Origin of the sequence: Saccharothrix coeruleofusca, from assembly GCF_017876325.1 — a bacterium.
GTDB classification, from domain to species: domain Bacteria; phylum Actinomycetota; class Actinomycetes; order Mycobacteriales; family Pseudonocardiaceae; genus Actinosynnema; species Actinosynnema coeruleofuscum.
This window is the reverse complement of sequence record NZ_JAGINV010000001.1, coordinates 2,771,030-2,790,823: the sequence shown is the minus strand read 5'-3', so window position 1 is coordinate 2,790,823 and position 19,794 is coordinate 2,771,030. Positions and strand designations below refer to the sequence as shown.

20 protein-coding genes and 1 pseudogene are annotated in these 19,794 nt (G+C 72.7%); 7 read left to right on the top strand and 14 right to left on the bottom strand.

Annotation, left to right across the window (positions count from 1 at the left end):
• Nucleotides 1-2: 2 nt before the first annotated feature.
• On the bottom strand, nucleotides 3-539 hold the full coding sequence (locus tag JOF41_RS12910) for a helix-turn-helix domain-containing protein (protein WP_189223538.1): 537 nt from the start codon (nucleotides 537-539) through the stop codon (nucleotides 3-5).
• A gap of 61 nt (nucleotides 540-600) precedes the next feature.
• Here JOF41_RS12910 and JOF41_RS12905 point away from each other — a divergent pair, with 61 nt between their 5' ends.
• On the top strand, nucleotides 601-1,908 hold the full coding sequence (locus JOF41_RS12905; protein ID WP_209618983.1) for an erythromycin esterase family protein: 1,308 nt from the start codon (nucleotides 601-603) through the stop codon (nucleotides 1,906-1,908).
• 56 nt (nucleotides 1,909-1,964) lie between these two features.
• Here the strand turns inward: JOF41_RS12905 and JOF41_RS12900 are convergent, their stop codons facing one another.
• The 4 genes from JOF41_RS12900 to JOF41_RS12885 all read right to left on the bottom strand — a co-directional run bounded on the left by JOF41_RS12900 (nucleotide 1,965) and on the right by JOF41_RS12885 (nucleotide 7,555).
• A complete protein-coding gene (locus JOF41_RS12900; protein WP_209618981.1) occupies nucleotides 1,965-2,933 on the bottom strand; it encodes a PP2C family protein-serine/threonine phosphatase in 969 nt (322 codons plus the stop codon).
• Between the two features lie 2 nt (nucleotides 2,934-2,935).
• Nucleotides 2,936-5,197, bottom strand: a complete 2,262-nt coding sequence (locus JOF41_RS12895) for a serine/threonine-protein kinase (protein ID WP_209618979.1) — start codon at nucleotides 5,195-5,197, stop codon at nucleotides 2,936-2,938.
• A gap of 49 nt (nucleotides 5,198-5,246) precedes the next feature.
• Entirely contained in the window at nucleotides 5,247-6,206 is a 960-nt protein-coding gene (locus JOF41_RS12890; RefSeq protein ID WP_209624167.1) for a glutamate ABC transporter substrate-binding protein, read from the bottom strand.
• 65 nt (nucleotides 6,207-6,271) lie between these two features.
• Nucleotides 6,272-7,555, bottom strand: a complete 1,284-nt coding sequence (locus JOF41_RS12885) for a GlnX family signal transduction membrane protein (RefSeq protein WP_229795580.1) — start codon at nucleotides 7,553-7,555, stop codon at nucleotides 6,272-6,274.
• A 156-nt stretch (nucleotides 7,556-7,711) separates the two neighbouring features.
• On the opposite strand from JOF41_RS12885, the gene JOF41_RS12880 reads away from it, so the two are divergent.
• Nucleotides 7,712-8,641 carry an NADP-dependent oxidoreductase gene (locus JOF41_RS12880; RefSeq protein ID WP_209624165.1) on the top strand — a complete coding sequence of 310 codons (930 nt, stop codon included), beginning with the start codon at nucleotides 7,712-7,714 and terminating at the stop codon, nucleotides 8,639-8,641.
• On the opposite strand, the gene JOF41_RS12875 is transcribed toward JOF41_RS12880, so the two are convergent.
• Together JOF41_RS12875 and JOF41_RS12870 are read right to left on the bottom strand one after the other, a co-directional pair.
• Nucleotides 8,631-8,777, bottom strand: a complete 147-nt coding sequence (locus JOF41_RS12875; RefSeq protein ID WP_209618977.1) for a hypothetical protein — start codon at nucleotides 8,775-8,777, stop codon at nucleotides 8,631-8,633. The two genes, JOF41_RS12880 and JOF41_RS12875, sit on opposite strands and share 11 nt — an antisense overlap.
• Nucleotides 8,774-9,550, bottom strand: a complete 777-nt coding sequence (locus JOF41_RS12870; protein ID WP_209618975.1) for a TetR/AcrR family transcriptional regulator — start codon at nucleotides 9,548-9,550, stop codon at nucleotides 8,774-8,776. Before JOF41_RS12870 ends, JOF41_RS12875 begins: the two co-directional genes overlap by 4 nt.
• A gap of 87 nt (nucleotides 9,551-9,637) precedes the next feature.
• Between JOF41_RS12870 and JOF41_RS12865 the strand changes: the two genes are divergently transcribed.
• Together JOF41_RS12865 and JOF41_RS12860 are read left to right on the top strand one after the other, a co-directional pair.
• Nucleotides 9,638-10,645, top strand: a complete 1,008-nt coding sequence (locus JOF41_RS12865) for an aldo/keto reductase (RefSeq protein WP_307867398.1) — start codon at nucleotides 9,638-9,640, stop codon at nucleotides 10,643-10,645.
• A gap of 31 nt (nucleotides 10,646-10,676) precedes the next feature.
• Nucleotides 10,677-11,261: a flavodoxin family protein gene (locus JOF41_RS12860; RefSeq protein WP_189223544.1), complete on the top strand. Its 585-nt coding sequence runs from the start codon at nucleotides 10,677-10,679 to the stop codon at nucleotides 11,259-11,261.
• Nucleotides 11,262-11,423: 162 nt separating this feature from the next.
• On the opposite strand, the gene JOF41_RS12855 is transcribed toward JOF41_RS12860, so the two are convergent.
• Nucleotides 11,424-11,903, bottom strand: coding sequence for an NUDIX hydrolase (locus tag JOF41_RS12855; RefSeq protein WP_189223545.1), 480 nt, complete (start codon nucleotides 11,901-11,903; stop codon nucleotides 11,424-11,426).
• Complete coding sequence (locus tag JOF41_RS12850; RefSeq protein WP_209618973.1) at nucleotides 11,890-12,441, bottom strand: MarR family winged helix-turn-helix transcriptional regulator; 552 nt, start codon at nucleotides 12,439-12,441, stop codon at nucleotides 11,890-11,892. The genes JOF41_RS12855 and JOF41_RS12850 overlap by 14 nt, the downstream gene beginning before the upstream one ends.
• A 5-nt stretch (nucleotides 12,442-12,446) precedes the next feature.
• On the opposite strand from JOF41_RS12850, the gene JOF41_RS12845 reads away from it, so the two are divergent.
• Complete coding sequence (locus JOF41_RS12845; RefSeq protein ID WP_209618971.1) at nucleotides 12,447-13,583, top strand: MFS transporter; 1,137 nt, start codon at nucleotides 12,447-12,449, stop codon at nucleotides 13,581-13,583.
• Nucleotides 13,584-13,909: 326 nt separating this feature from the next.
• Here JOF41_RS12845 and JOF41_RS12840 read toward each other — a convergent pair whose 3' ends face one another.
• The 4 genes and pseudogenes from JOF41_RS12840 to JOF41_RS38795 all read right to left on the bottom strand — a co-directional run.
• Nucleotides 13,910-14,488 (bottom strand): pyridoxamine 5'-phosphate oxidase family protein, encoded by a 579-nt coding sequence (locus tag JOF41_RS12840; protein WP_209618968.1) that lies wholly within the window; start codon nucleotides 14,486-14,488, stop codon nucleotides 13,910-13,912.
• 66 nt (nucleotides 14,489-14,554) lie between these two features.
• On the bottom strand, nucleotides 14,555-15,391 hold the full coding sequence (locus JOF41_RS12835; RefSeq protein WP_504739848.1) for an NsdA family TPR-like regulatory protein: 837 nt from the start codon (nucleotides 15,389-15,391) through the stop codon (nucleotides 14,555-14,557).
• A gap of 123 nt (nucleotides 15,392-15,514) precedes the next feature.
• Nucleotides 15,515-15,943, bottom strand: a complete 429-nt coding sequence (locus JOF41_RS12830; RefSeq protein WP_504739847.1) for a hypothetical protein — start codon at nucleotides 15,941-15,943, stop codon at nucleotides 15,515-15,517.
• Nucleotides 15,944-16,595: 652 nt separating this feature from the next.
• Nucleotides 16,596-16,772: pseudogene (locus JOF41_RS38795) on the bottom strand (helix-turn-helix domain-containing protein); the annotation flags it as partial.
• Nucleotides 16,773-17,125: 353 nt separating this feature from the next.
• Between JOF41_RS38795 and JOF41_RS12820 the strand changes: the two are divergent.
• Entirely contained in the window at nucleotides 17,126-17,425 is a 300-nt protein-coding gene (locus JOF41_RS12820) for a hypothetical protein (protein ID WP_209618958.1), read from the top strand.
• Between the two features lie 16 nt (nucleotides 17,426-17,441).
• Complete coding sequence (locus JOF41_RS12815; RefSeq protein WP_209618957.1) at nucleotides 17,442-18,482, top strand: threonine aldolase family protein; 1,041 nt, start codon at nucleotides 17,442-17,444, stop codon at nucleotides 18,480-18,482.
• A gap of 68 nt (nucleotides 18,483-18,550) precedes the next feature.
• Here the strand turns inward: JOF41_RS12815 and JOF41_RS12810 are convergent, their stop codons facing one another.
• Entirely contained in the window at nucleotides 18,551-19,513 is a 963-nt protein-coding gene (locus tag JOF41_RS12810) for a zinc-binding dehydrogenase (RefSeq protein WP_209624161.1), read from the bottom strand.
• Between the last annotated feature and the right edge of the window lie 281 nt (nucleotides 19,514-19,794).

The following is a 19,794-nucleotide window of genomic DNA, read 5'->3' as shown; positions in this document are numbered from 1 at the left end:
CTTCACGGCCGGTGCGTTGCGGTGGGGAAGAAGACCGCGCTGACCAGGTAGGGGGCCCGGCCCGGCGCGGGCCCGTTGCCCGCTCTGGCCGCGTACACCCGGCGCATCCCCTCGGCGACCTCGGCCAGTTCCTCGCGGCTGAGCCACAGCACGCCCTGGCGGTAGCCGACGCCGTCGGTGGCCGGGTCGGCCCCGTCACGGTCGAGGTAGGAGCCGAACTCGCCGATCATCGCGGCCATCGCGGCGGTGAACCCGCGGCGGTGGTCCTCCAGCGACATGGCCTCGGCCGCCTGCTGGTCCACCGCGTACCGCTCGCGGCGCAGCCGGTAGTGCCGCTCCACCGCGCCGTGCACGCGCTGCTCGTCGGCGACTTCCAGCACCCCGCCCTCGACCAGCAGGCCCACGTGGCGGTACACGGTGGTCTTGGGCACGTCGGGCAGGCGGGTGCACACCTGCGAGGTGGTGTGGGTGCCGCTGTCGGACATCACGTGCACGATGCGCAGCCGGATCGGGTGCAGGAGCAGGTCGAGGGCGTCCACGCCCCGGACGATCTCACATCTGGTACCTTTCCCAAAATTGGAAACGGATATGGGGGGCGACATGACGACCGCACCGGACAGGCTCGGTGACCAGGCGGTGGTACCGCTGCGCACGCTGGACCCGGACGCGCCGCTGGACGACCTGGCGCACCTGGACCGGGCCATCGGCGACGCGCGGGTGGTGGCGATCGGCGAGAGCGCGCACTACAACGCCGAGTCCTACCGGCTGCGCCACCGCCTGCTGCGCTACCTGGTCGAACGGCACGGGTTCACCACCTACGCGATGGAGACCGGGGCCTGCGAGGCGTGGCTGGTCGACGACTGGGTCCGCGGCGGGGCGCAGCCGGTCGGCCGGGTCCTGGCCGAGGGCCTGACCTCGCTGATGGGGTCGTGGACGCAGATGCGCGAGCACCTGGAGTGGATGCGGCGGCACAACGCCGCATCCACTCCGGTCGGCTTCTACGGCATCGACCTGGGGTGCGCCAACGCCTCCCTGCTGCCCGCCCTGGACGTCGTGCTCGACCACCTGGCCCGCGCCGAGCCCGAGTCGCCGGTCAGCCCCGCCCTGCGCGCGACCGCCGCGACGTTCCCGGCCACCTCCGCCTTCGCCATCCCACAGGCGCTGGCCGCCTACGGGCAGTTGCCGGTCGAACGCCGCGACGCGCTGACGGCGGGCCTGGCCGAACTCGCGGCACGCCTGCGGGCGGGCAGCCTGGACCACGTCCGGCGCACCGGCGCGGAAGACTACGAGCGCGCGCTGCGGGCGATGGCCAACACGGTCACCCTCGACGTGGTGCTGCGCGGGATGGCACGCGGCGACCTGCGCAGCGCCGCGCTGCACCGGGACACCACCATCGCCGAGACCGTCGAGTGGGTGCTGGGCCGGGAGCGGCGGGTGGTGCTGGCCGCCCACAACGGCCACATCCAGCGCCAACCCGTCACCATGCCCGGCGCGGCGGCACCGGTGACCACCATGGGGATGCGCCTGGCCGACCGGCTGGGGCGGGACTACCTGGTCATCGGCACCACCACCGCCACCGGCCGCACCCTGGGTCCCGGCTTCTTCGCGGGCGAGCTGTTCGAGCGTCTGCCACCGCCCGAGCCGGGCAGCCTCGACGCGCTCATGGCCGCAAGCCATGACGGGCCTTTCATCACCGATCTGCGCACCCTGTCCTCGCGCGACGCCGAGGCCGTGCGGGCCGCGTCACGGCAGCGCTACGGCACCTACTACGCCGAAGTCGACCCTCTGGACGCCTACGACCTCCTCGTCCATCTCCCTTACGTCACCGAGGCCACCCCCGACCCCGACGCCCTGACGGCCTCACCCGAGGAGGTGCGGGCGGCCTTCGCCGCGTGGCAGGCGCGCTAGCGGGTCAGCCACGCGGCCACGTGCCCCCGGTTGCCCCGCAGGGGATTCGGGCGAGATCAAGCGCCATGCCCACCCCGCAGCTGAACGACGACCACCGTCACGTTGTCGTGGCCCCCGGACTCCAGGGCCACCTCCACCAGCGCCCGCGCCACCTCCAGCGGAGGTGTCCCCACCGGTAGCGCCGCCTTGAGGTCCTCGGGTTCGGGCAGGTAGTTCCACAGCCCGTCGCTGCACAGCACCAACAGCGCCGGTGTCCCCGCCTGCAGCGTCACCACCTGTGGTGTGCCGAAGCCCGAGTCCCCGCCCAGCCACTTGGACAGCACGTGCGCCCGCCGGTCGGTCAGCGCTTCCCGCTCGGTCAGCACCCCCTGTGCCACCAGCTGCGCGGCCCAGGTGTCGTCGCTGGTCAGGCGCGCGGCACCGGTTTCGGCCACCAGGTAGGCGCGGCTGTCGCCCACCCAGCCCACGGTCACCGCCCCGTCGATCACCACCGCCGAGACGAAGGTGCACGACGGCGCCAGCTCCGGCGCCTCCGGCCGCGCCAGCGCGCTCACCGCGCGGTCGGCCGACATCGCCGCGTCCACCGTGGCCGCCTCCGCGTCACCTCCGCACTGCACCGCCGCCAGCAGCACGTCCAAGGCGGTGTCCGCGGCCAGCTGGGAGGCCTGCTCGGCGCGCTCGGAGGAAGCCACCCCGTCGCACACCACCGCCGCGACCCCGCGCCCGCGCACCCGCCCGAACGCCAGCGAGTCCTCGTTGCGGCGCCTGCGCCTGCCCAGGTCGCTGACCCCGGCCACGCCCGGCAGCGAGAACTCCACCCGGTCGCGCCCCTGCCCGCGCGCCCGGCCGCACCGCGCGCAGCACTGCCCGGCGTCGAACTCCTCCCCGCCGCACGCGCACCGCGTCGCGGGCCCGGCGCCCGGCCCGCCCACCGGGGTGCGCTGCACCCGCAGGTTGCGCCCGCACGCCTCGCAGAACCGGTCCTGCGCCGAGACCGGCGCCCCGCACTCCGGACAGCACTCCATGATCACACCAACGTCCTTGGCCGGACCGCGTTCGCGCGGTCGACGAGAGCGATGCGCTGCTCGGGGGTGTCGGCCAACCGGGCCAGCTGCCGGTAGCAGCGTTCCAGCCCCAGCCGCAGGCCGGTGTCGGTGACCGGGCAGCCCAGCAGGGTTCCCGGCACCGCCTCGCCCGCGCGCAGCGACTCCAGCGCCCGCCCCAGCACCTCCGCGGTCAGCTCCACCCGCCGCGCCACGTCCAGCTCCAGCCCCGCCAACCGGGTACCGGCCGCCAGCACGTCGGGCAGTTCCCCGCCCGCCTGCGCCCGCACCGCGGCCACCTGCGCGGTCACGTGGTGGCTGGAGGTGTCGGGCACCGAGTGCAGCACCGCCACCGCCTCCCGCCGGGCCCCGCGCGCCAGCAGCACCCGCGACCAGCCGAAGGCGGCGCTGACGTAGGAGTGGTCGGTGCACCACACCACCTCGTAGAACCGCGCCGCGGTGGCCGGGTCGCCCTCGGCCTCCGCGCACACCGCGATCGCCAACTTGGGGGCGGCTTCACCGGGCAGCACGTCGCAGATGATCTCGAACGCCTCCCTGGCCTGTCGCACCCGCCCGTCCGCCAGCGCCGCCACCCCCAGGTACCAGCCGGGACGCCAGTCGTCCTCGGCGAGGTCGTCCTCGACGTCCCGCGCGGCGGCCAGCGCGTCCAGCTCCGCCTCCGCCTCGGCCACCCGGCCCGCCTCCACCAGCGACCGCGCCAGCTGCAGCCGCACCTCCACCGTGGTCACCGGCGCCGACCGCAGCGCCCGCACCAGCTCCTGCGGGTCGCCGCCCGCCGTGGCCAGGAACCCCGCCGCCGGGTCGGCGGCGTCCACCTGCGGCACCGGCAGCGCCCGCCACGCGGCCCCGGCGTCGCGGGCCACGTCGAACGCGGCGGGCACCCGCCGTTCCGGGGTGAACTGCCGCGACAGCCCCGGTCGCGGCAGGCCGTCCTGCTGCGCCAGCACCTCCCGCAGCACCCCGGTCAGCTGCTCGGCCATCTCCTCGGCCGAGGCGAAGCGCTGGTCGGGGTCGCGGTGCGTGGCACGGGCCAGGAACCGGCGGAACGAGTCGTGCCGCGCCAGCAGCGGCTGCTCCTGCGGCCCCGGCAGCGACTCGCGGTGGGCGTGGCGGAAGTCGAAGTGGAAGCTCATCACCGCCAGCGCCCGGCCCACCGTGTACAGGTCGGAGGCCACCGACGGGCCGCGCTTGCCGATCTCCGGCGCCTGGTAGCCGATGGTGCCGTAGATGGGGGAGTGCCGGTCGTCGACGCGCCGCACCGCGCCCAGGTCGATCAGCTTGAGCTGCTCCTCGGTCTGGATCACGTTGTCGGGTTTGAAGTCGCAGTACAGCAGCCCCACGCTGTGCAGGTAGCCCAGGGCGGGCAGCGCCTCCAGCGCGTAGGCGATGGCCTGCGCCACCGGCAGCGACTCGGTGCCGGTGCCCCGCGCGCGCAGCTGCTTGATCATGTCCTTGACCGAGGTGCCGCCGACGTACTCCATCACGATGTAGTCGACCAGCTCGCCGCTGCGCCGGTCGGCGTGCCGCACGAAGTTGTGGATCTTGACGATGTTGGGGTGCTCCACCTCCGCCAGGAACCGGCGCTCGGCCATCGCCGCGGCCATCGCGTCGGCGTCCCCGGAGTCCAGCAGGCCCTTGAGCACCACCCACCGGTCGCTGACCGCGTGGTCGGCGGCCAGGTAGATCCAGCCCAGCCCGCCGTGCGCCAGGCACCCCAGCACCTCGTACTGCTCGTGCAGCACCTCGCCCGGCTCCAGCTTCGGGGTGAACGAGTAGCGGTGGCCGCAGTGCGCGCAGAACCCCTCGACCCGCCCCGGCCGCCCGTCGCGGCCGCGCCCGACCTGCTTGCCGCAGTTGCTGCAGAACCGCTTGGCCTCGGGCACCTCCGGGTCGGTCAGCACCGCGGTCTTGGGGTCGCGGTAGGGCACGCGCGGCACCTCCACCAGGCCCGCGCCCAACCGGCCCCGTCCCGAGGAGCGCGTCGACGCGCGGGTGACGGCCCGCCGCGACCGGGTCGCCGCGGCGCTCGTCCCCGTCCACGGCGCGGTGCCCGGCCCGGTCGACGGGGAGCTGTCCGGCGCGGTGCGGGGGCCGGTGCCCGCAGCGGCATCAGCAGCGGTGGCCGGAGCGGTGTCCTCCAGCACCGGCGCCTCCAGGCCGCACCGGTGGCAGAACCCGTCGCTGCCCACCCGGCCGCCGCACGCGGGTCGCGGGCACGTCCTCATCGCCTCTCCATCCTGCCCGGCAGGCGCACCCCTGCCACGGGACTGCACGTCAATCCCGGTAGACCGGCTCGGGCGGGGCGGGCGGGTCGCCCAGCCACCGGCGGTGGATCGCCGCCCAGGTGCCGTCGGCGCGCAACCGCTCCAGCACGCCGTTGACGAACCGCACGAAGTCCTCGTGGTGCCTGGGCACGGCCATGCCGTAGGGCTCGGTGGTGAACCGCGGCCCCACCACCTTGGTGTAGGGGTCCTGCGCGGCGAACCCGGCCAGGATCGTGTCGTCGGTGGAGATCGCGTCCACCTGGCCCTGTTGCAGCATCACCAGGCAGTCGGTCCAGTTGGGCACCCCGACCGCGATCGGCCGCGACGGGGCGGCGGCCACGTTGGTCAGCGAGCTGGAGCCCTTGGTCGCGCACACCCGCCGCCCGCCCAGGTCCTCGATGCCGTCCGCGTCGGAGGAGGTGGGCACCAGCACCTTCTGGCCCGCCAGGTAGTACACCGCGGAGAAGTCCACCCGCTGCCTGCGCTCGCAGTTGACCGTCATGGTGCGCACCACGATGTCGACCTCGCCGCGCTCCAGCGCCGGGATGCGCTCGTCGGAGGTCAGCACCTTGAACTGGACGGCGTCGCGATCGCCCAGCACAGCCGCGGCGACCTCGCGGACCATGTCCACGTCGAAGCCCTCCAGCTGCCCGGACAGCGGGTTGCGGAACCCCATCAGGTAGGTGTTCTGGTCCACCCCGGCGATCAGCTTGCCGCGCTGCTGGATGCGCTCCATGGTCGACCCGGCGGGCATCCGCCCCGGCGCGGGCTGCTGCCCGGTCGGCCGCAGGCTGGCCAGGGGATCCCCGCAGGAGTCGGGTGGCGCGGTGGCGCTGCCGGGCGCCGCGGGCAGCTCCACCGCGTCGGCGGGCCGCGGTGGCTCCACCACGCCGCCGCCGATCTCCGGCGCCGAGCTGGGCACCGGGGCGCAGCCGCACAGCAGCGGCAACGATGCCAGCGCGACCGTCATCAGCGCCCTGACCAGCGGGGTCGCGCGCGGCCATGAGCGGGGCGGCAAGGGGCGGGGTGGCGGTCTCACCGGTACTCCTTCAACCGCTGCCACAGCCCCGCCGTCGAGGCCGCCGCCGCGCCCAGCGCCAGCAGCACCACCACCGGCACCGCCCCGGTCAGCGCTCCGCGCGCCCGCGCGATGGAGTCGGTCAGCCCCTGCCGCGCCCCGGCCAGCGCCTCGACCAGCCCGGCGTCCAGCGCGTCGAACGCCGTCGCCGCACCCGCCGGGTCCTGCCCCAGCGCCAGGGCCACCGCCTGGGCGACATCACCGCCGTCGTCGGCCGCGCGCACCCGCGCGTGCACCTCCTGCCAGCGCTGCTGGTGCCGCACCGCCGCGGCCACGGCGGGCGCGTCGGTCATGCCGCGCGCCTGCGCCAGCAACTCCCGCAACTGGGCGTCCGCCTCGCCGTAGCGCTGCTCGTACTGCGCCCCGCTGCCGCGCGCCACCAGCGTCAGCGTCTCGTCGCCGCGGGCGGACAGCGTCGCGATCCGCGCCCTGGCCAGCACGTCCACCAGCGCCGCGTCCCGCGCGCTGGAGTCCACCCGCGCGACCACCAGCAGGCTGGCGGCGAGCACCCACAGCAGCGACACCACCGCCATCGCCGTGGCGACCAGCAGACCCACGTTGAGCAGCCGGTTGGTCTTGCGGGTCAGGTACCGCTGAGCCAGCGCCAGCGCCGTCAGCAGCACCGCCCCCAGCGCCAGCTCCGACCACGGCAGCGCTCCGGCTCCGCGCAGGTCGCGCGCCACGTTGCCGGTCTCCGCCCGGTAGAGCTCCTGCGCGGCGGGCAGCAGCCGCGAGCGCATCAGGTGCGAGGCCTCCCGCAGGTAGGCCGCTCCTACCGGGTTGCCCTGCCGGTTGTGCGCGCGGGCGGTCTCCACCAGCCCCGTGTAGACCGGCAGCTGCCCCGACAGCGTCGACAGCACCGGCGACAGCTCGGGGGAGCGGGTGCTCTCGCTGGTCGCCGCCGACAGCGCCGCCGCGGCCTTGGCCACGTCCGCCTCGTAGCGCCCGCGCAGGCGCGGGGACTCCACCCCGCCGGACAGGAACGCGCTGGCCGCGGTCGCGTCGGCGTCGGCCATCGCCCGGTGGACCTCCTGCGCGGCGAAGGCCAGCGGCTCGCTGCGGTCCGCCAGCGCCGCCAGCGCGTCGGACCTGCGCTGCACCGACAGCGCGGTCAGTGCGCCCGCCAGCAGGCTCGCCGAGATCAGCAGCAGCGCGACCAGGCTCAACCGGCCGGGGGTGCTGCGGGCCAGCCCGGTCACCCGGCGCAGGACGCGCCTGTTGCGCTGGCCCTCGACCAGCACGACCGCCCCCTTCTCGAAGTGATCGGCGTCACCCGCCGCTGCGCCCAGCGTACTTTTCCGGTGAGCGGAATCGGACGTAATTCATCGCGACCCGTCGGAGTGCGGGCGCGATTGGCGCACCTGGGCGACCTGCCCCAGGATCGGTCCATGACTGCCATGCGCGCGATCAGCCAGGACCGGTTCGGCGGTCCCGAGGTGCTGCACGAGGTGGAACGGCCCCGGCCCGAACCCGGCCCCACCGAGATCCTCGTCCGCGTGCACGCCGCCGGGGTCAACCCGGTCGACGCCAAGACCCGCGCGACCGGGTACCTGCTGGGCGAGCTGCCGTTCGTGCTCGGCTGGGACGTCTCCGGCGTGGTGGAGGCCGTCGGCTTCGGCGTCACCCTGTTCCGGCCCGGCGACGAGGTGTTCGGGATGCCCCTGTTCCCCCGCGAGGCGGGCGCCTACGCCGAGTACGTCGTCGCCCCCACCCGCCACTTCGCGCCCAAGCCCGCGGCGCTGGACCACCCGCACGCCGCCGCGCTGCCGCTGGTCGGCCTGACCGCGTGGCAGAGCCTGGTGGAGACCGCCCACCTGCAGGCAGGCCAGCGCGTGCTCGTGCACGCCGCCGCGGGCGGTGTCGGCCACGTGGCCGTGCAGCTGGCCAAGGCCAGGGGAGCGCACGTGATCGGCACGGCCAGCGCCGCCAAGCACGACTTCCTGCGCGAGCTGGGGGTGGACGAGCCGATCGACTACACCACCGCGGACTTCGCCGAGCAGGTCCGCGACGTCGATGTCGTGTTCGACACCGTCGGCGGGGACATCGGCGTCCGCTCGGTGCCCGTCGTGCGGCCCGGTGGCACCGTGGTCACCATCCTGGGCAACACCCTGCCCGCGCTGGCCGAGGCGGCCGCGGGCCGCGAGGTGCGCGCCGCGGCGGTGCTGTGCGAACCCGACCGGTTGGGCCTGACCGCGCTGGCCGACCTGGTCGAGGGTGGGGCGCTGCGCACCGAGCTGGACGCGGTGCTGCCGCTGGCGCAGGCCGGGAAGGCACACGAGCTGATCGAGTCCGGCCGCACCCGCGGCAAGATCGTGCTCACGCCCTGAGCGCGGCCCGTACCTCCAGCAGCGCCTCGCCCAGCAGGTTCGCGCTCTCCGACGGTGAGGACCGGGGCTCCACGACCAGCCTGGACGCGCTGCTGGAGCGGATCGCCCCCCACTGCGAGAAGTCCGCCGCCGTCATCGAGATGCCGGGTTGCTGCTACCGGCGGATTCGTGGGCCTCGTTGAGCCGTGCGAGCCACTCGCGCAGCAGGCCGGCTTCGAAGACGCTGAAGCCCGCGTCGACCACGGGGTCGGCATTGCCGGCGGGGGTGATGATCGCGAGCAGTGACTGTGCGCGGTCGGCGATGTGGGAGCGGTCGTCGGCGCGCGGTTCCGCCTGCTCCATCAGGGCGTCGAGCACGATGTCGCGCAATGGTCGGATCAGCTGGGCGTGCCGCGCCTGTTCCGGCTGGGCCAGCAGGAGGAGGACCGCGCCTGTCGTGGACGCCTCGATGGCCACCACGGCCGTCTCGACAGGTACCCGGAGCAGGCCCTGCACTTTGGCGCGTTCGAGCATGCCGCGCAGGATGGCCCGGTTCTCCGTTGCCGCCGCGGGACGGCGGCCCGGCCGCAAGTTCCCGTACATCAGCGTGTAGATGGCGGGATTGGCCAACCCGAACTCGACGTGTACCTCCCAGCCCCGGCGCAGGTCGTCGACCGGGTCGTCGCTGGGCTCGAACGCGCGCTTCTCGGCGAGGTAGCTCTCAAAGCCGAAGCTGGCCACGGCGTCGAGCAGCCCGTCCTTGTCCGCGAAGAGCCGGTACAGCGTCGGCGTCTGAACTCCGGCCGCTGCCGCGACGGCTCGAGTGGACAACGCGGATGGCCCGGCATCGGCGAGCAGTTTCACCGCCGAGCTCAGGATGCGCTCGCGTTGCTCGTCGGACCCGCCGCCGCGTCGATCGTCGGGTTTCATGTGCCGACGATAACAGAAGCCTGTTGACGTTGACAGTGACACTGTCACGGTTCTAGCGTTATCAACGTCAACAGATGGGGGGCGGAAGTGGCTGACGGCAAACGGCTGGAGCAGGTCCGGCTCGGTGGTCGGGGTCTGGTGGTGGGGGCGCAGGGCCTCGGCTGCATGGGGATGAGCGAGTTCTACGGCGACACCGACGAGTCGGCCGCTCGCGCGACATTGGATGCGGCTCTGGAGCGGGGCGTGACGATGTTCGATACGGCCGACATGTACGGCCGCGGCGAGAATGAACGCTTCCTCGCCCCGTTCGTGCGGGCTCACCGCGAGCAGGTCGTCATCGCCACGAAGTTCGGCAGTGTCCGCGACGACGACGGTTCGATGTCCGTGAACAACGATCCACGTTATATCCGACAGGCCATCGACGGCAGCCTGTCCCGGCTCGGCCTCGACGTGATCGACCTCTACTACATGCACCGCTACGACCCGAAGGTGCCATTGGCCGATCCGATCGGAACGATGGCCGATTTGGTGACGCAGGGCAAGGTGCGCTACCTGGGGTTGAGCGAAGTCACGGGCGATGAGCTACGCGAAGCCGACGCCATCCACCCGATCGCTGCCGTGCAGTCGGAGTGGTCGCTGTTCACTCGTGACATCGAGCGCACCCTGGTGCCGGCCGCCGCTGAACTCGGCGTCGGCGTTGTGCCTTACTCGCCGCTCGGGCGGGGCTTCCTGACCGGCGCGATGCCTGCCCAGTCGCAGGGCAACGACATCCGTTCGGTGTTCCCCCGTTTCACCGGCGAGAACGCCCAGCGCAACGCCGAGCTGCTCACACCTGTCGCCGAAATCGCCGAAGCTCGCGGTGCGTCGATGGCGCAGGTCGCCCTGGCCTGGCTGCATCGACAAGCCGTCGTGCGGAACCTGACCGTGGTGCCGATCCCCGGCACCCGCAAACCGGACCGACTGGCGGAGAACCTGGCCGCGCTCGAGATCACCCTCACCGACGACGAACTCGCACGTCTGGACCCGATCGCCGAGCAGGTGGCCGGCGAACGCTACCCGGACATGACCGAGACCGCAGGCTCACGCGAGTCCTGAGCCGGCCCCGCACGACGAAAGGAAATCCGATATGCCATCCGTTCAAGTCGCCATCGCTTACTACTCCGGCTACGGGCACACCCTGCAGATCGCCAAGGCCGTGCGCGACGGTATCGAGTCGGTACCGGAGGCCCGCGCCGACATGGTCGACGTAGCGGACATGACCGACGCGAAGTGGGCGATCCTCGATACCAGTGACGCGATCATCTTCGGAACACCGACCTACATGGGATCGGCATCCGGGGCGTTCCACGTATTCGCCGAAGCGACCTCGAAGCGCTGGATGACCCAGCAATGGTTGGACAAGCTCGCGTCCGGGTTCACCAACTCCGGATCGATGAGCGGCGACAAGCTGCACACGCTGCAGTACCTGTCCCTGCTCGCCGCGCAACACGGCATGCACTGGGTCAGCCTGGGCCTGATGCCCGGCTGGAACACCACCACCAGCAGCGAACACGACGACAACCGGCTCGGGTTCTACCTCGGCGCGGGCGCCCAAACCTGGAACGACCAAGGCCCAGAGGCCGTCCACACCGCCGACATGACCACGGCACGTCACCTCGGGGCCAGGGTCGCAACCCAAGCCCTGCGCTATCAACATCCGGTCGCGCCGTAGACCCGCGAACGGCTCGACAACGCCTACCGCGCCCAGCGCCGGTCGGGGCCTTGTCACCGTGACGTGGCCCCCCGGTGTCGCGTCCCCTCCATCAGCAAGGGCGTTCGGGGTCTGCCTCCACGTCGAGCGATCGCTCTGGCTGCGACCGGGACAGCGGCAGCGTCATCGCACGCCGCGCGAGGTGAACCGGGCGTGCGGGGTGTCGGCCACCGCCGCGTCGATGCGGGCGCGCATGGTCGCCTCCAACTCCGGCAGCCCGTCCAGCGCAAACCAGCGGGCCTCGGTGTTCTCCCCGTCGGCGGGGTAGGGCTCGCCGGACTCCCACCGCAGCCGGAACACCAGGTCCAGGTACTGCACCTGGTCGCCGTTGGCGTACCGGGCGGGCGGCAGGACGTGCACCATCGCCAGCCGCTCGGGCGCGGCGTGCACGTCGGCCTCCTCCAGCACCTCGCGCACCGCCGCGTCGGCGGGCTCCTCACCGGGGTCGACGATGCCCGTCACCGGGGTCCAGGCTCCCGAATCGGCCCGGCGCACCAGCAGCACCTCCTGCCCTCGCAGCACCACGGCGGTCACGCCGGTCAGCCACAGCATGTCGGTGCCGATCTTCTCGCGCAGGGCCAGGACGAAGTCAGGAGTCGCCACCGTCCCATCCTCCACCGTCGCGCCCGCACACCCGCAGCCACCCGGCGTGCACCGGGCAGCGCGGGCAGCTGTCCCGGTCGCACAGCCTGCACAGCTCGGCCAGCAACTGCTCGGTGCGCGCCTCGGGGCCCAGCAGGGCGTCGGCGATCTCCACCAGTTCCTGCCGCTGCCGCCGGGTCAACCGCTCGCTCAGCTGCGCCAGCACCGCCTGCCGGGCCGCCAGCGCATCGGCCGCCACCCGCTCGCCTGCCTCGGTCAGCCGCAGCGGGCGGCTGCGCCCGTCGCGCGCGGTGCCGCGCTGGACCCAGCCCGCCTCGGTCAGCCTGCGCACCAGGTGCGCCGACCCCGGCTGCGAGATGCGCAGCACCGAAGCCAACCAGTCGGCGGTGCGACCGGGCTGGTCCTTGATCGCGATCAGCGCCTCGCCCAGCACCCCGCCCGCGCCGACGACGCCGGTGACCGCTTCCCGCACCGCCCCCGCTACCAGCAACCCCACCGCGCCCAGCACGTTTGCCGCTTTGGCGTCCAGGTCATTCATAACTCATGAATCTACGCCTGCTGGTCGTGGTCATCGCGATGAACCTCGGCCAGTTGCCGGTGGCCATGCGCCCGCTTCTGGTGACGCTGCTGGGCTCGCACGTCACCGGCAGCTTCGCCGTGGCGGGTCTGGCGGGCGGTGCGGCGGCGGTCGGCATGGCGGTGACCTCGCCCTGGTGGTCCCGAGCGCTGGCCCGCTTCGGCGACCGGCGCGTGCTGACCGTGTCGTGCGCGCTGTTCCTCGTCGCCCAGGCCGCGCTGATCACCGCTCGCGCGCCCGCCGCGTTCGTCGGCGTCGCCGCGCTCTCCGGACTGTGCACCCCACCGGCCGCCAGCAGCGTCCGGGCGCTGCTGGCCCGCCTCGCGCCGGGGGAGCGGACCCGCGGGTACGCGGTGAACGCGGTCGCGATGGAGACCGTCTACATCGCCGGACCGCTCTGGGTGACCGCGTGGACGGCACTGGCCGACCCCGTCGTCGCGGTCCTGGCCACCGCCGCGTGCGGAGCGCTGGCACTGGCCGTCGCGGTCCCCTCGGTCGCGACCGGTCCCCACGCGCCCACGCCTCGCGGCGAGCCGAACACCCGACCGCACGCCCTGCCGGTGGTCCGCACCCTCGCGGGCACCTACCTCGGCTACTGGATCTGCATGGGCGCGATGTGGGTGCTGGTGCCCGCCTTCGCCCAGCACAGCGGCCAACCCGGCCAAGCGGGCGTGCTGGTCGCGATCTGGTCGGTCGGCAGCCTCGTCGGCGGCCTGGCCCTGGTCGCCCGCCCACCCCGGCTGCCGCTGCGCACCACCTACCTGGCGCTGCTGGCCGTGCTCACCCTGACCTCGCTGCCGCTGGCCCTGCCCTCGGGGGTGACCCCCATGGCCGTCGCGATCGGCGGGTTCGGCCTGGCCCTGTCGCCGTGGCTGGCCACCGGCGACCAGGTGGTCGCCGCGGCGGTGGGGGAGCAGCGCAGCGCCGAGGTCTACGGCTGGCTGACCACCGTGGGCCAGCTCGGCGGCGCACTGGGGTCGGCCCTGGCGGGCCCGCTGGGCGACCGGCACGGCGGCGGGCCCGCGTTCCTGCTGGTCACCGCCGCCCTGGCAGTCGCCTTGGTCTTCGCCCTGACCCGCCGCCAAACCCTGCCCACCCGGTGAAGCACCCCCGCAGTGCGTCGGCAAGTACCACCCGGTGGCTGTGCGGGGACCAGTAACTACTACCCGTAATGCGCTCGCCGCGCGGCAGGTCGCCAAAGACGGCGCTCGCGGGCACCCCCTGCTGCGTCGGCAAGTACTACCCGGCGGGGCGGGGAGGGCCGGTAACTACCACCCGAGGTGCGAGGAAGTACGCGTCAGGTGCGCGAATGTTGAATTCAGGGTGCTTGGACGCTCGACTCGCCGGAGCGACACGCCCAACACGCCCATAAGTGGACGACGCCGGAGGCGGGCGTGTTGGGCGTGTCGGGCCGGGATCGGTGATCCCGTTAGGGCCGGGCAGGCAGCGGCAGCGGGATCGCGGGCAACCCGTCGATGCTGCTGACGTTGTGCGGCTTGGACTCGCAGTAGGCGGCGAACTCCTCGTCGGACTTGCGGCCGAAGTGCTCCTTGTGCAACGTCCGCTCACCCCGGTAGTCCATGAACGGCACCGCGAACCCGCACGTGTCGCTGATCAGCTTGGCCGTGACCAGCACGACCGCCCGCAACGCCGGCCCGTCGGCATCGCCGAACCCGGCCACCAGTTCGGGGAAGCGCGGGTCGTCGCGGAACACCGGCTCTCCCGTCCCGTGCACCCGCACGATGTTGGGCGGACCGTCGAACGCGCACCACATCAACGTGATCCGGCCATTCTCCCGCAGGTGCGCGACGGTCTCCGCGTGGCTGCCCCCGAAGTCGAGGTAGGCCAGCGTCCGCTCGTCCAGCACCCGCAACGTCCCCGCCCGGCCCTTGGGCGAGACGTTGACGTGCCCGTCCTCGGCCAGCGGCGCGGACGCGACGAAGAACACCGGCTGCGCCTCGATGAACTCCCGCAACCGGCCTTCGATCCGCTCGTAAGTCTTCCCCATGTCGATCAGTATCACAGTCCGCGAGGTGGCACCCCACTGCTTTGACCTCTGCGGTGGAAACGCGCTTCACCCAGCTGTCACCCTGGTCGCGCGGTCGAGTTCCCGGTTCAGCTCGCGCACCGAGGGCACTGCCCGGTGCCTCTGACCGGCCGCCCGCAACCGTCGGAACGACTCGACCACCCGGTCTGAGCGGATCGCCTCGGTGCCCAGCTCCGCCGCTCGAACCGGGTCGCCGCAGGTCATCATCAGCACCGCCAGGTTCGCCAGAGCCAGTGCCCTGCCTCGCGAGTGCCGGTCGGGAAAAGCTCCGACCGCCGCGCTCAATCGGTGCTCGGCCTCGCGGTGATCACCACCGCCGAGAGCCGGACCGAGCAGTGCCCTACCGGTGTCCCGGTCCAGCCGCGACCGGTCGTAGTAGGAAATCCAGTCCGGCTCCTCACCCGCACGTATTGCGAAGGTGTCCTCTGCCCGGCGCACGGCGACCAGGCAGTCCGTCTGGCGCGTCACGCCCATCGCGCCCAGTGCCCGTGCGTGCCGGGTGTGCAGCACCGCCCGGACCACGGGGGGCAACCGGTCCAGGCGCACCAACGACATCTCCGCGTAGCTGAGCGCCTCATCGACTCGCCCGCGGTGCACCGCGAGGTTGGCCATGCCCGACAGTGCCTTGGCGCGGATCGCCCAGTCGTCCGCCTCGGTGGCGCAGCCGACCGCGAACCGGGAGCAACGCTCGGCGTGCTCGTGCAGACCCGCGTCGAAACACATGCCAGCCGCTGTGTCCGCCAGGTCGGCCACCGCCGAGAACAACCCGGTGCGGATCGTGTCCCGCGCGAACCGGCCGTCGAGCAGTTCTGTCGCACCTGGTCGACCTCGGTCTGCCCGATGCGACGTTGTGCAGCCGCTCAGGCAGTGCCCACCAGCACGTCGGTGACGGGATCGGTGAAGGCCAGGCCGGCGACACTCCCGGCCAATGCCCGCAGAAACGCCTTGCGATGCACGTCGTCCCCTCCGTTCGCTCGCCAGGACCGACTACACGGGCAGTGCTTCGCGCAGCGCACGCGGTGCGGGACGGTTGCGCCACGGCTCAAGGGTCCGAACAACTTCCGCCAGCACTCGCAGGGTGCGTTGCGAATGGGTGGCTTCGGCCGCCCGCGCCGACTCCAACCCGACCCTGGCAGCCTCATCGGGCTCCCCGCTCAACGCGAGCGCCGCCGCCCATCGCGCCCGGTGCAAGCCCGCGTTCCGACGCGGCAGCACGTCCTCGGCCAGCATCACGGCATAGAGTTCCGCCGCTCGTTTGGGGCGGCCTGCCTCGGTGTGGCAATTGGCCTCACGCAGCCGCAACGTGTGCTCGCCGAAGTACACCCCGAGCGGCCCCTGCTCGCCCGTCGAGCGGGCGAAGAACCGCCGGGCTTGGTCGAGCTTGTCCTCGACACCGCGCAGGGGCTCGCCGATCATGGCCATGCCCAGCGCCTCCTGCTGACTGATCTCGGCGCGCACCTTGGCCGGAAGTCGCCAAGGGACCCGCGCCCGCAGCTCGGGCCAGCGTCAGCACTCGCAGGCCGTCACGGTCGTCGTAGGCCATCTGCGATTTCTTGAGCAGCAGGTAGCCCTGCATCGCCGTGTCACCCGCCTCCTGCGCCCACTCCATGCCCCGGTCGAGCCAGAACCCCTCCGCGACCGGCTCGTGGAGCTCCCGGTACAACCAGCCGCACAGCTCCGCAGCCCTGGCTCCGACCCCCAGCAGGGAGCAGCGGACGTCGGCTTTGACGTCCCGCGCGCTGTGCTGCACAGCGCCCGCCAGCCCCAGCGCCATCGGCAGCGCTTCCCTCGCCCCGACCGAACGGTCATGTGCCATCACCGCGCTGATCTGGCGGTCGAAGTGCCGCAGCAGGTCGCGGTCGAGGTATCGACGGGCATCGGCCAGTGCTTTGACGACGTGTTCCGCTTCGTCCCCGTCCAGGGCAGGCAGCGCGAGGGCCGCGCGGGTGAGCAGCGCGCGACGGCTGAGCTGGCTCATGGCGCTCCGATCCGGACTCGACCTGCCGGTGACGCCGGGCACCTGGGGTGTGGTGTCACCGCGCGGCATCCGGAACCACAGTAGGTCGGCGGGAATGCCGAGCACATGAGCCCAACGCGTGAGCTTGTTGAGGTTGACGATCCGCTCGCCGTTCTCGATCCGGCTCAACCGGGTCTGCGTGACGCCGACCCACGCCGCCGCGATCCGCTGGGAGATGCACCTGCCGTGGTGCGGATGCGTGCGGAAGGCCCGGATGACGGCGCCCATCTCGCAGCTCGCCAGGGCCGCACGCATCTCCTCGGTGCGCCAGAACTCGGCAGGGACCGCAGGCGGCCGGACCAGGTGGTCACGAGCAGCCCTGGCGCACGCATTGCACTGCACCCCCTTGTTGTCGCGGGCCAGTCGGGTTCCGCAGCGGCAATGGCGCACCTGCTCGTCGATATCCACTCACCTCTTCACCTGCTCTGACTCTCCGCGCAAGAGTGGACACAGTACGTGAAGACCGCTGGTGGGCTATGCGCTGAGCCGCATACAGGTCATGCGATTCCACATCAAGTGGCGCGCCGTGAATCGGGCAAGGCTGGTCCACACCAGCAGCACAACCGGAAGGGACCGCCGCCATGAACCACCTGCTCCACCAGTGGTGCACCAGCGACCAGGACTTCACCGCCTACCTCACCGGCCTGGCCGTCGACGACGCCCCGCGCCTGTTCGCCATCGCCCACGAGTACGGCGACCGCGAGGACGGCTGGATCGCCGCCTACGGCATGGCCTTCGCCGGCCACGCCGAAGTCGTCTCCACCGAAGGCGACTTCCACACCAAGTCCGCCACCCCCGAGGCCGCCCTGACCGCCTTCGCCCGCTTCGCCGACGCCGACGTCAAGCTCCACCTTTTGTGGTTGCCCGGCCCACGGGGGTGAACGGAGACTGCGGCGCATGGCAGAGATCCGACGTTCTCTCGTCGCGCACGCGCCGCTGCGCCGCGACCCGCACAAGATCCTGAGCCGCCTGCTGGAGCGGGTGCCGCCGGGGACGCGGCCCGACGCGCCGGTGGCCGAGCTGGAGGAGCGGATCGCCGGTCTGCTGGGCAAGCCCGCCGCCCTGTTCTTCCCCACCGGCACGATGGCCCAGCAGACCGCCCTGCGGGTGCACGCCGACCGGCGCGGCAGGCCGACCTTCGCCGCCCACCCGCAGTGCCATCTGGCGCTGTGGGAGAACAACGGCTACAGCGCGGTGCACGGCCTGCGGTTCCAGCCGGTCGGCGACCACAACGGGCTGATCACCCTCGACGACCTGCACGAGGTGCGCGAACCGCTGTCGGCGCTGCTGCTGGAACTGCCCCAGCGCGAGATCGGCGGCCTGCTGCCGAGCTGGGACGACCTGGTCGCGCAGACCGGGTGGGCCGCCGAACGCGGCATCGCCCGGCACGTGGACGGCGCGCGGCTGTGGGAGTCGCAGCCGTACTACGACCGGCCGTTCAGCGAGATCGCGGCGCTGTTCGACACCGTCTACGTCTCCCTCTACAAAGGACTGGAAGGCGTGCGCGGCGCGGTGCTGGCGGGGGAGCGGGACGTCGTCGACGAGGCGTCGGTGTGGCGCAGGCGGCTGGGCGGGGACATCCCCGACGCGTGGCCGCTGGCAGTGGCCGCGCTGATGGGCTTGGACGAGGTGCTGCCCAGGATGGCCGAGTTCCGCGACCACGCGGTGGCGCTGGCCGCCGCGATCAACGCCGACGGGTTCGCCCGCACCGTGCCCGAGGTGCCGTGCACGCCGATGTTCCACCTCCTGCTGCCCATGTCCAGGCAGGAAGCGGAGGCCGCGGCGCGCGAACTGGTCGAGGAGCGCGGCATCCACCTGTTCACCCGCGCGCAGAGCACCACCGACCCGAGGGTGAGCAAGGTCGAGGTGACCGTCGGCGTCAACGGGATGGGGTTCGGCCCCCAGGAGCTGGTGGAGCTGCTGCGAGCACTGCGCTGAGCCGTCACGCGTCGTTCCCCGTTCGCATGAGGGGTGCGAACGGGGAACGACCGGATCGACACCCCGGCTCAGGGAATCCCGACGAGCTTGCCGACCTGCCGGTTGTGCTCCAGGTCGTCGTGCGCGCGGCGGATGTCCTCCAGCGGGTAGACCGTGGTCGGCCACAGCCTGGTCTCCCCGGAGGCCACCTGGTCCAGGTAGCGCTGCAGCACCTCGGCGGGCAGGTCGTCGCTCTCGCCGCCGTAGGCGGTCAGCCGCACGCCCTTGGGCAGGTAGCCGATGGGGTAGAAGTCGGGCACGATCCACTCGTTGGACAGCATCCCGGCGAAGCACACGGTGCCGTGCACGCGGGTGGCGGCCAGCGTGTCGGGCAGCGTGGGCGTGCCCACCAGCTCCAGCGCCGCGTGCACCCCCTCGGGCACGATCTCGCGGACCCGCTCGGCCACGTGCCCGTCGTCGACCAGGGGGTGGTCCACGCCGTGGTCGCGCAGCACGGAGGTCCGGTCGGCGCTGCGGGTGGTCGCCAGCACGGTCGCGCCGATGTCCTTGGCCAGCGCCGCGGTGGCGAACCCCAGGGCGGAGGTGCCGCCGCGGATCAGCAGCGTCTGGCCCGCGCGCAGGTCCAGCCCGGTGGTCAGGGACCCGTAGGCGGTCTGCAGCGTCTCGGGCACCGCGCCCAGCACCTCCCAGGGCAGCCGCGAGGAGAACGGGACCAGGGTGTGCCGGGGCACCACGGTGTACTGGGCGTACCCGCCGTCGAAGACCCGTCCCATGCCGCCCATCATCGCGGCGACCTGCTGCCCTCGCGGCAGGTCGCAGTCGCTGTCGACCTCGCCCACCGCCTCGATGCCCGGCACGCGCGGGAACGTCACGCCCTCGGCCAGGCCCAGCCGGGTGTGCAGTTCGGAGCGGTTGAGCCCGAAGGCCCGCACCCTGATCCGCACCCAGCCCGGTTCGGGCTCGGGGACCGGTTTGTCCACCACGGTCAGGTTCTCCACCGGGCCGGGTCCGCTGAGCACGGCCGCGCGCATCGTGCCGCTCACGCGCGGCGCTCCGGCACCAGGGTCGACATCCGCACCAGTTCCTCCTTCTCGGCCGCCGACAGCGGCGTCGGCAGCGGTGTCGGCAGCGGTGTCGGCAGCGGTGTCGGCAGCGCGTCCTGCGCCTGTTCGACCCCGGCCTACCCGGTTCGTCCAGGAACGTCCAGGAGTTTCCCGGATCGGTGCCCCAACGGGCTGTCGTGCGGTGGACTGTCCCCGCGCTCGACGGGGAGTGCGGCGGGGCCCGGCACGCCGGGGGGACGCGCACAGGT

Excerpts from the sequence above, each read along its gene's own strand:
- JOF41_RS12860 (WP_189223544.1), top strand. The coding sequence starts at position 10,677 with ATGCCATCCGTTCAAGTCGCCATCGCTTACTACTCCGGCTACGGGCAC.
- JOF41_RS12895 (WP_209618979.1), bottom strand. The coding sequence starts at position 5,197 with ATGAGGACGTGCCCGCGACCCGCGTGCGGCGGCCGGGTGGGCAGCGAC.
- JOF41_RS12890 (WP_209624167.1), bottom strand. The coding sequence starts at position 6,206 with ATGACGGTCGCGCTGGCATCGTTGCCGCTGCTGTGCGGCTGCGCCCCG.
- JOF41_RS12870 (WP_209618975.1), bottom strand. The coding sequence starts at position 9,550 with ATGAAACCCGACGATCGACGCGGCGGCGGGTCCGACGAGCAACGCGAG.
- JOF41_RS12900 (WP_209618981.1), bottom strand. The coding sequence starts at position 2,933 with ATGGAGTGCTGTCCGGAGTGCGGGGCGCCGGTCTCGGCGCAGGACCGG.
- JOF41_RS12905 (WP_209618983.1), top strand. The coding sequence starts at position 601 with ATGACGACCGCACCGGACAGGCTCGGTGACCAGGCGGTGGTACCGCTG.
- JOF41_RS12845 (WP_209618971.1), top strand. The coding sequence starts at position 12,447 with ATGAATCTACGCCTGCTGGTCGTGGTCATCGCGATGAACCTCGGCCAG.
- JOF41_RS12840 (WP_209618968.1), bottom strand. The coding sequence starts at position 14,488 with ATGGGGAAGACTTACGAGCGGATCGAAGGCCGGTTGCGGGAGTTCATC.
- JOF41_RS12850 (WP_209618973.1), bottom strand. The coding sequence starts at position 12,441 with ATGAATGACCTGGACGCCAAAGCGGCAAACGTGCTGGGCGCGGTGGGG.
- JOF41_RS12880 (WP_209624165.1), top strand. The coding sequence starts at position 7,712 with ATGCGCGCGATCAGCCAGGACCGGTTCGGCGGTCCCGAGGTGCTGCAC.
- JOF41_RS12875 (WP_209618977.1), bottom strand. The coding sequence starts at position 8,777 with ATGACGGCGGCGGACTTCTCGCAGTGGGGGGCGATCCGCTCCAGCAGC.
- JOF41_RS12830 (WP_504739847.1), bottom strand. The coding sequence starts at position 15,943 with ATGATCGGCGAGCCCCTGCGCGGTGTCGAGGACAAGCTCGACCAAGCC.
- JOF41_RS12820 (WP_209618958.1), top strand. The coding sequence starts at position 17,126 with ATGAACCACCTGCTCCACCAGTGGTGCACCAGCGACCAGGACTTCACC.
- JOF41_RS12815 (WP_209618957.1), top strand. The coding sequence starts at position 17,442 with ATGGCAGAGATCCGACGTTCTCTCGTCGCGCACGCGCCGCTGCGCCGC.
- JOF41_RS12810 (WP_209624161.1), bottom strand. The coding sequence starts at position 19,513 with ATGCGCGCGGCCGTGCTCAGCGGACCCGGCCCGGTGGAGAACCTGACC.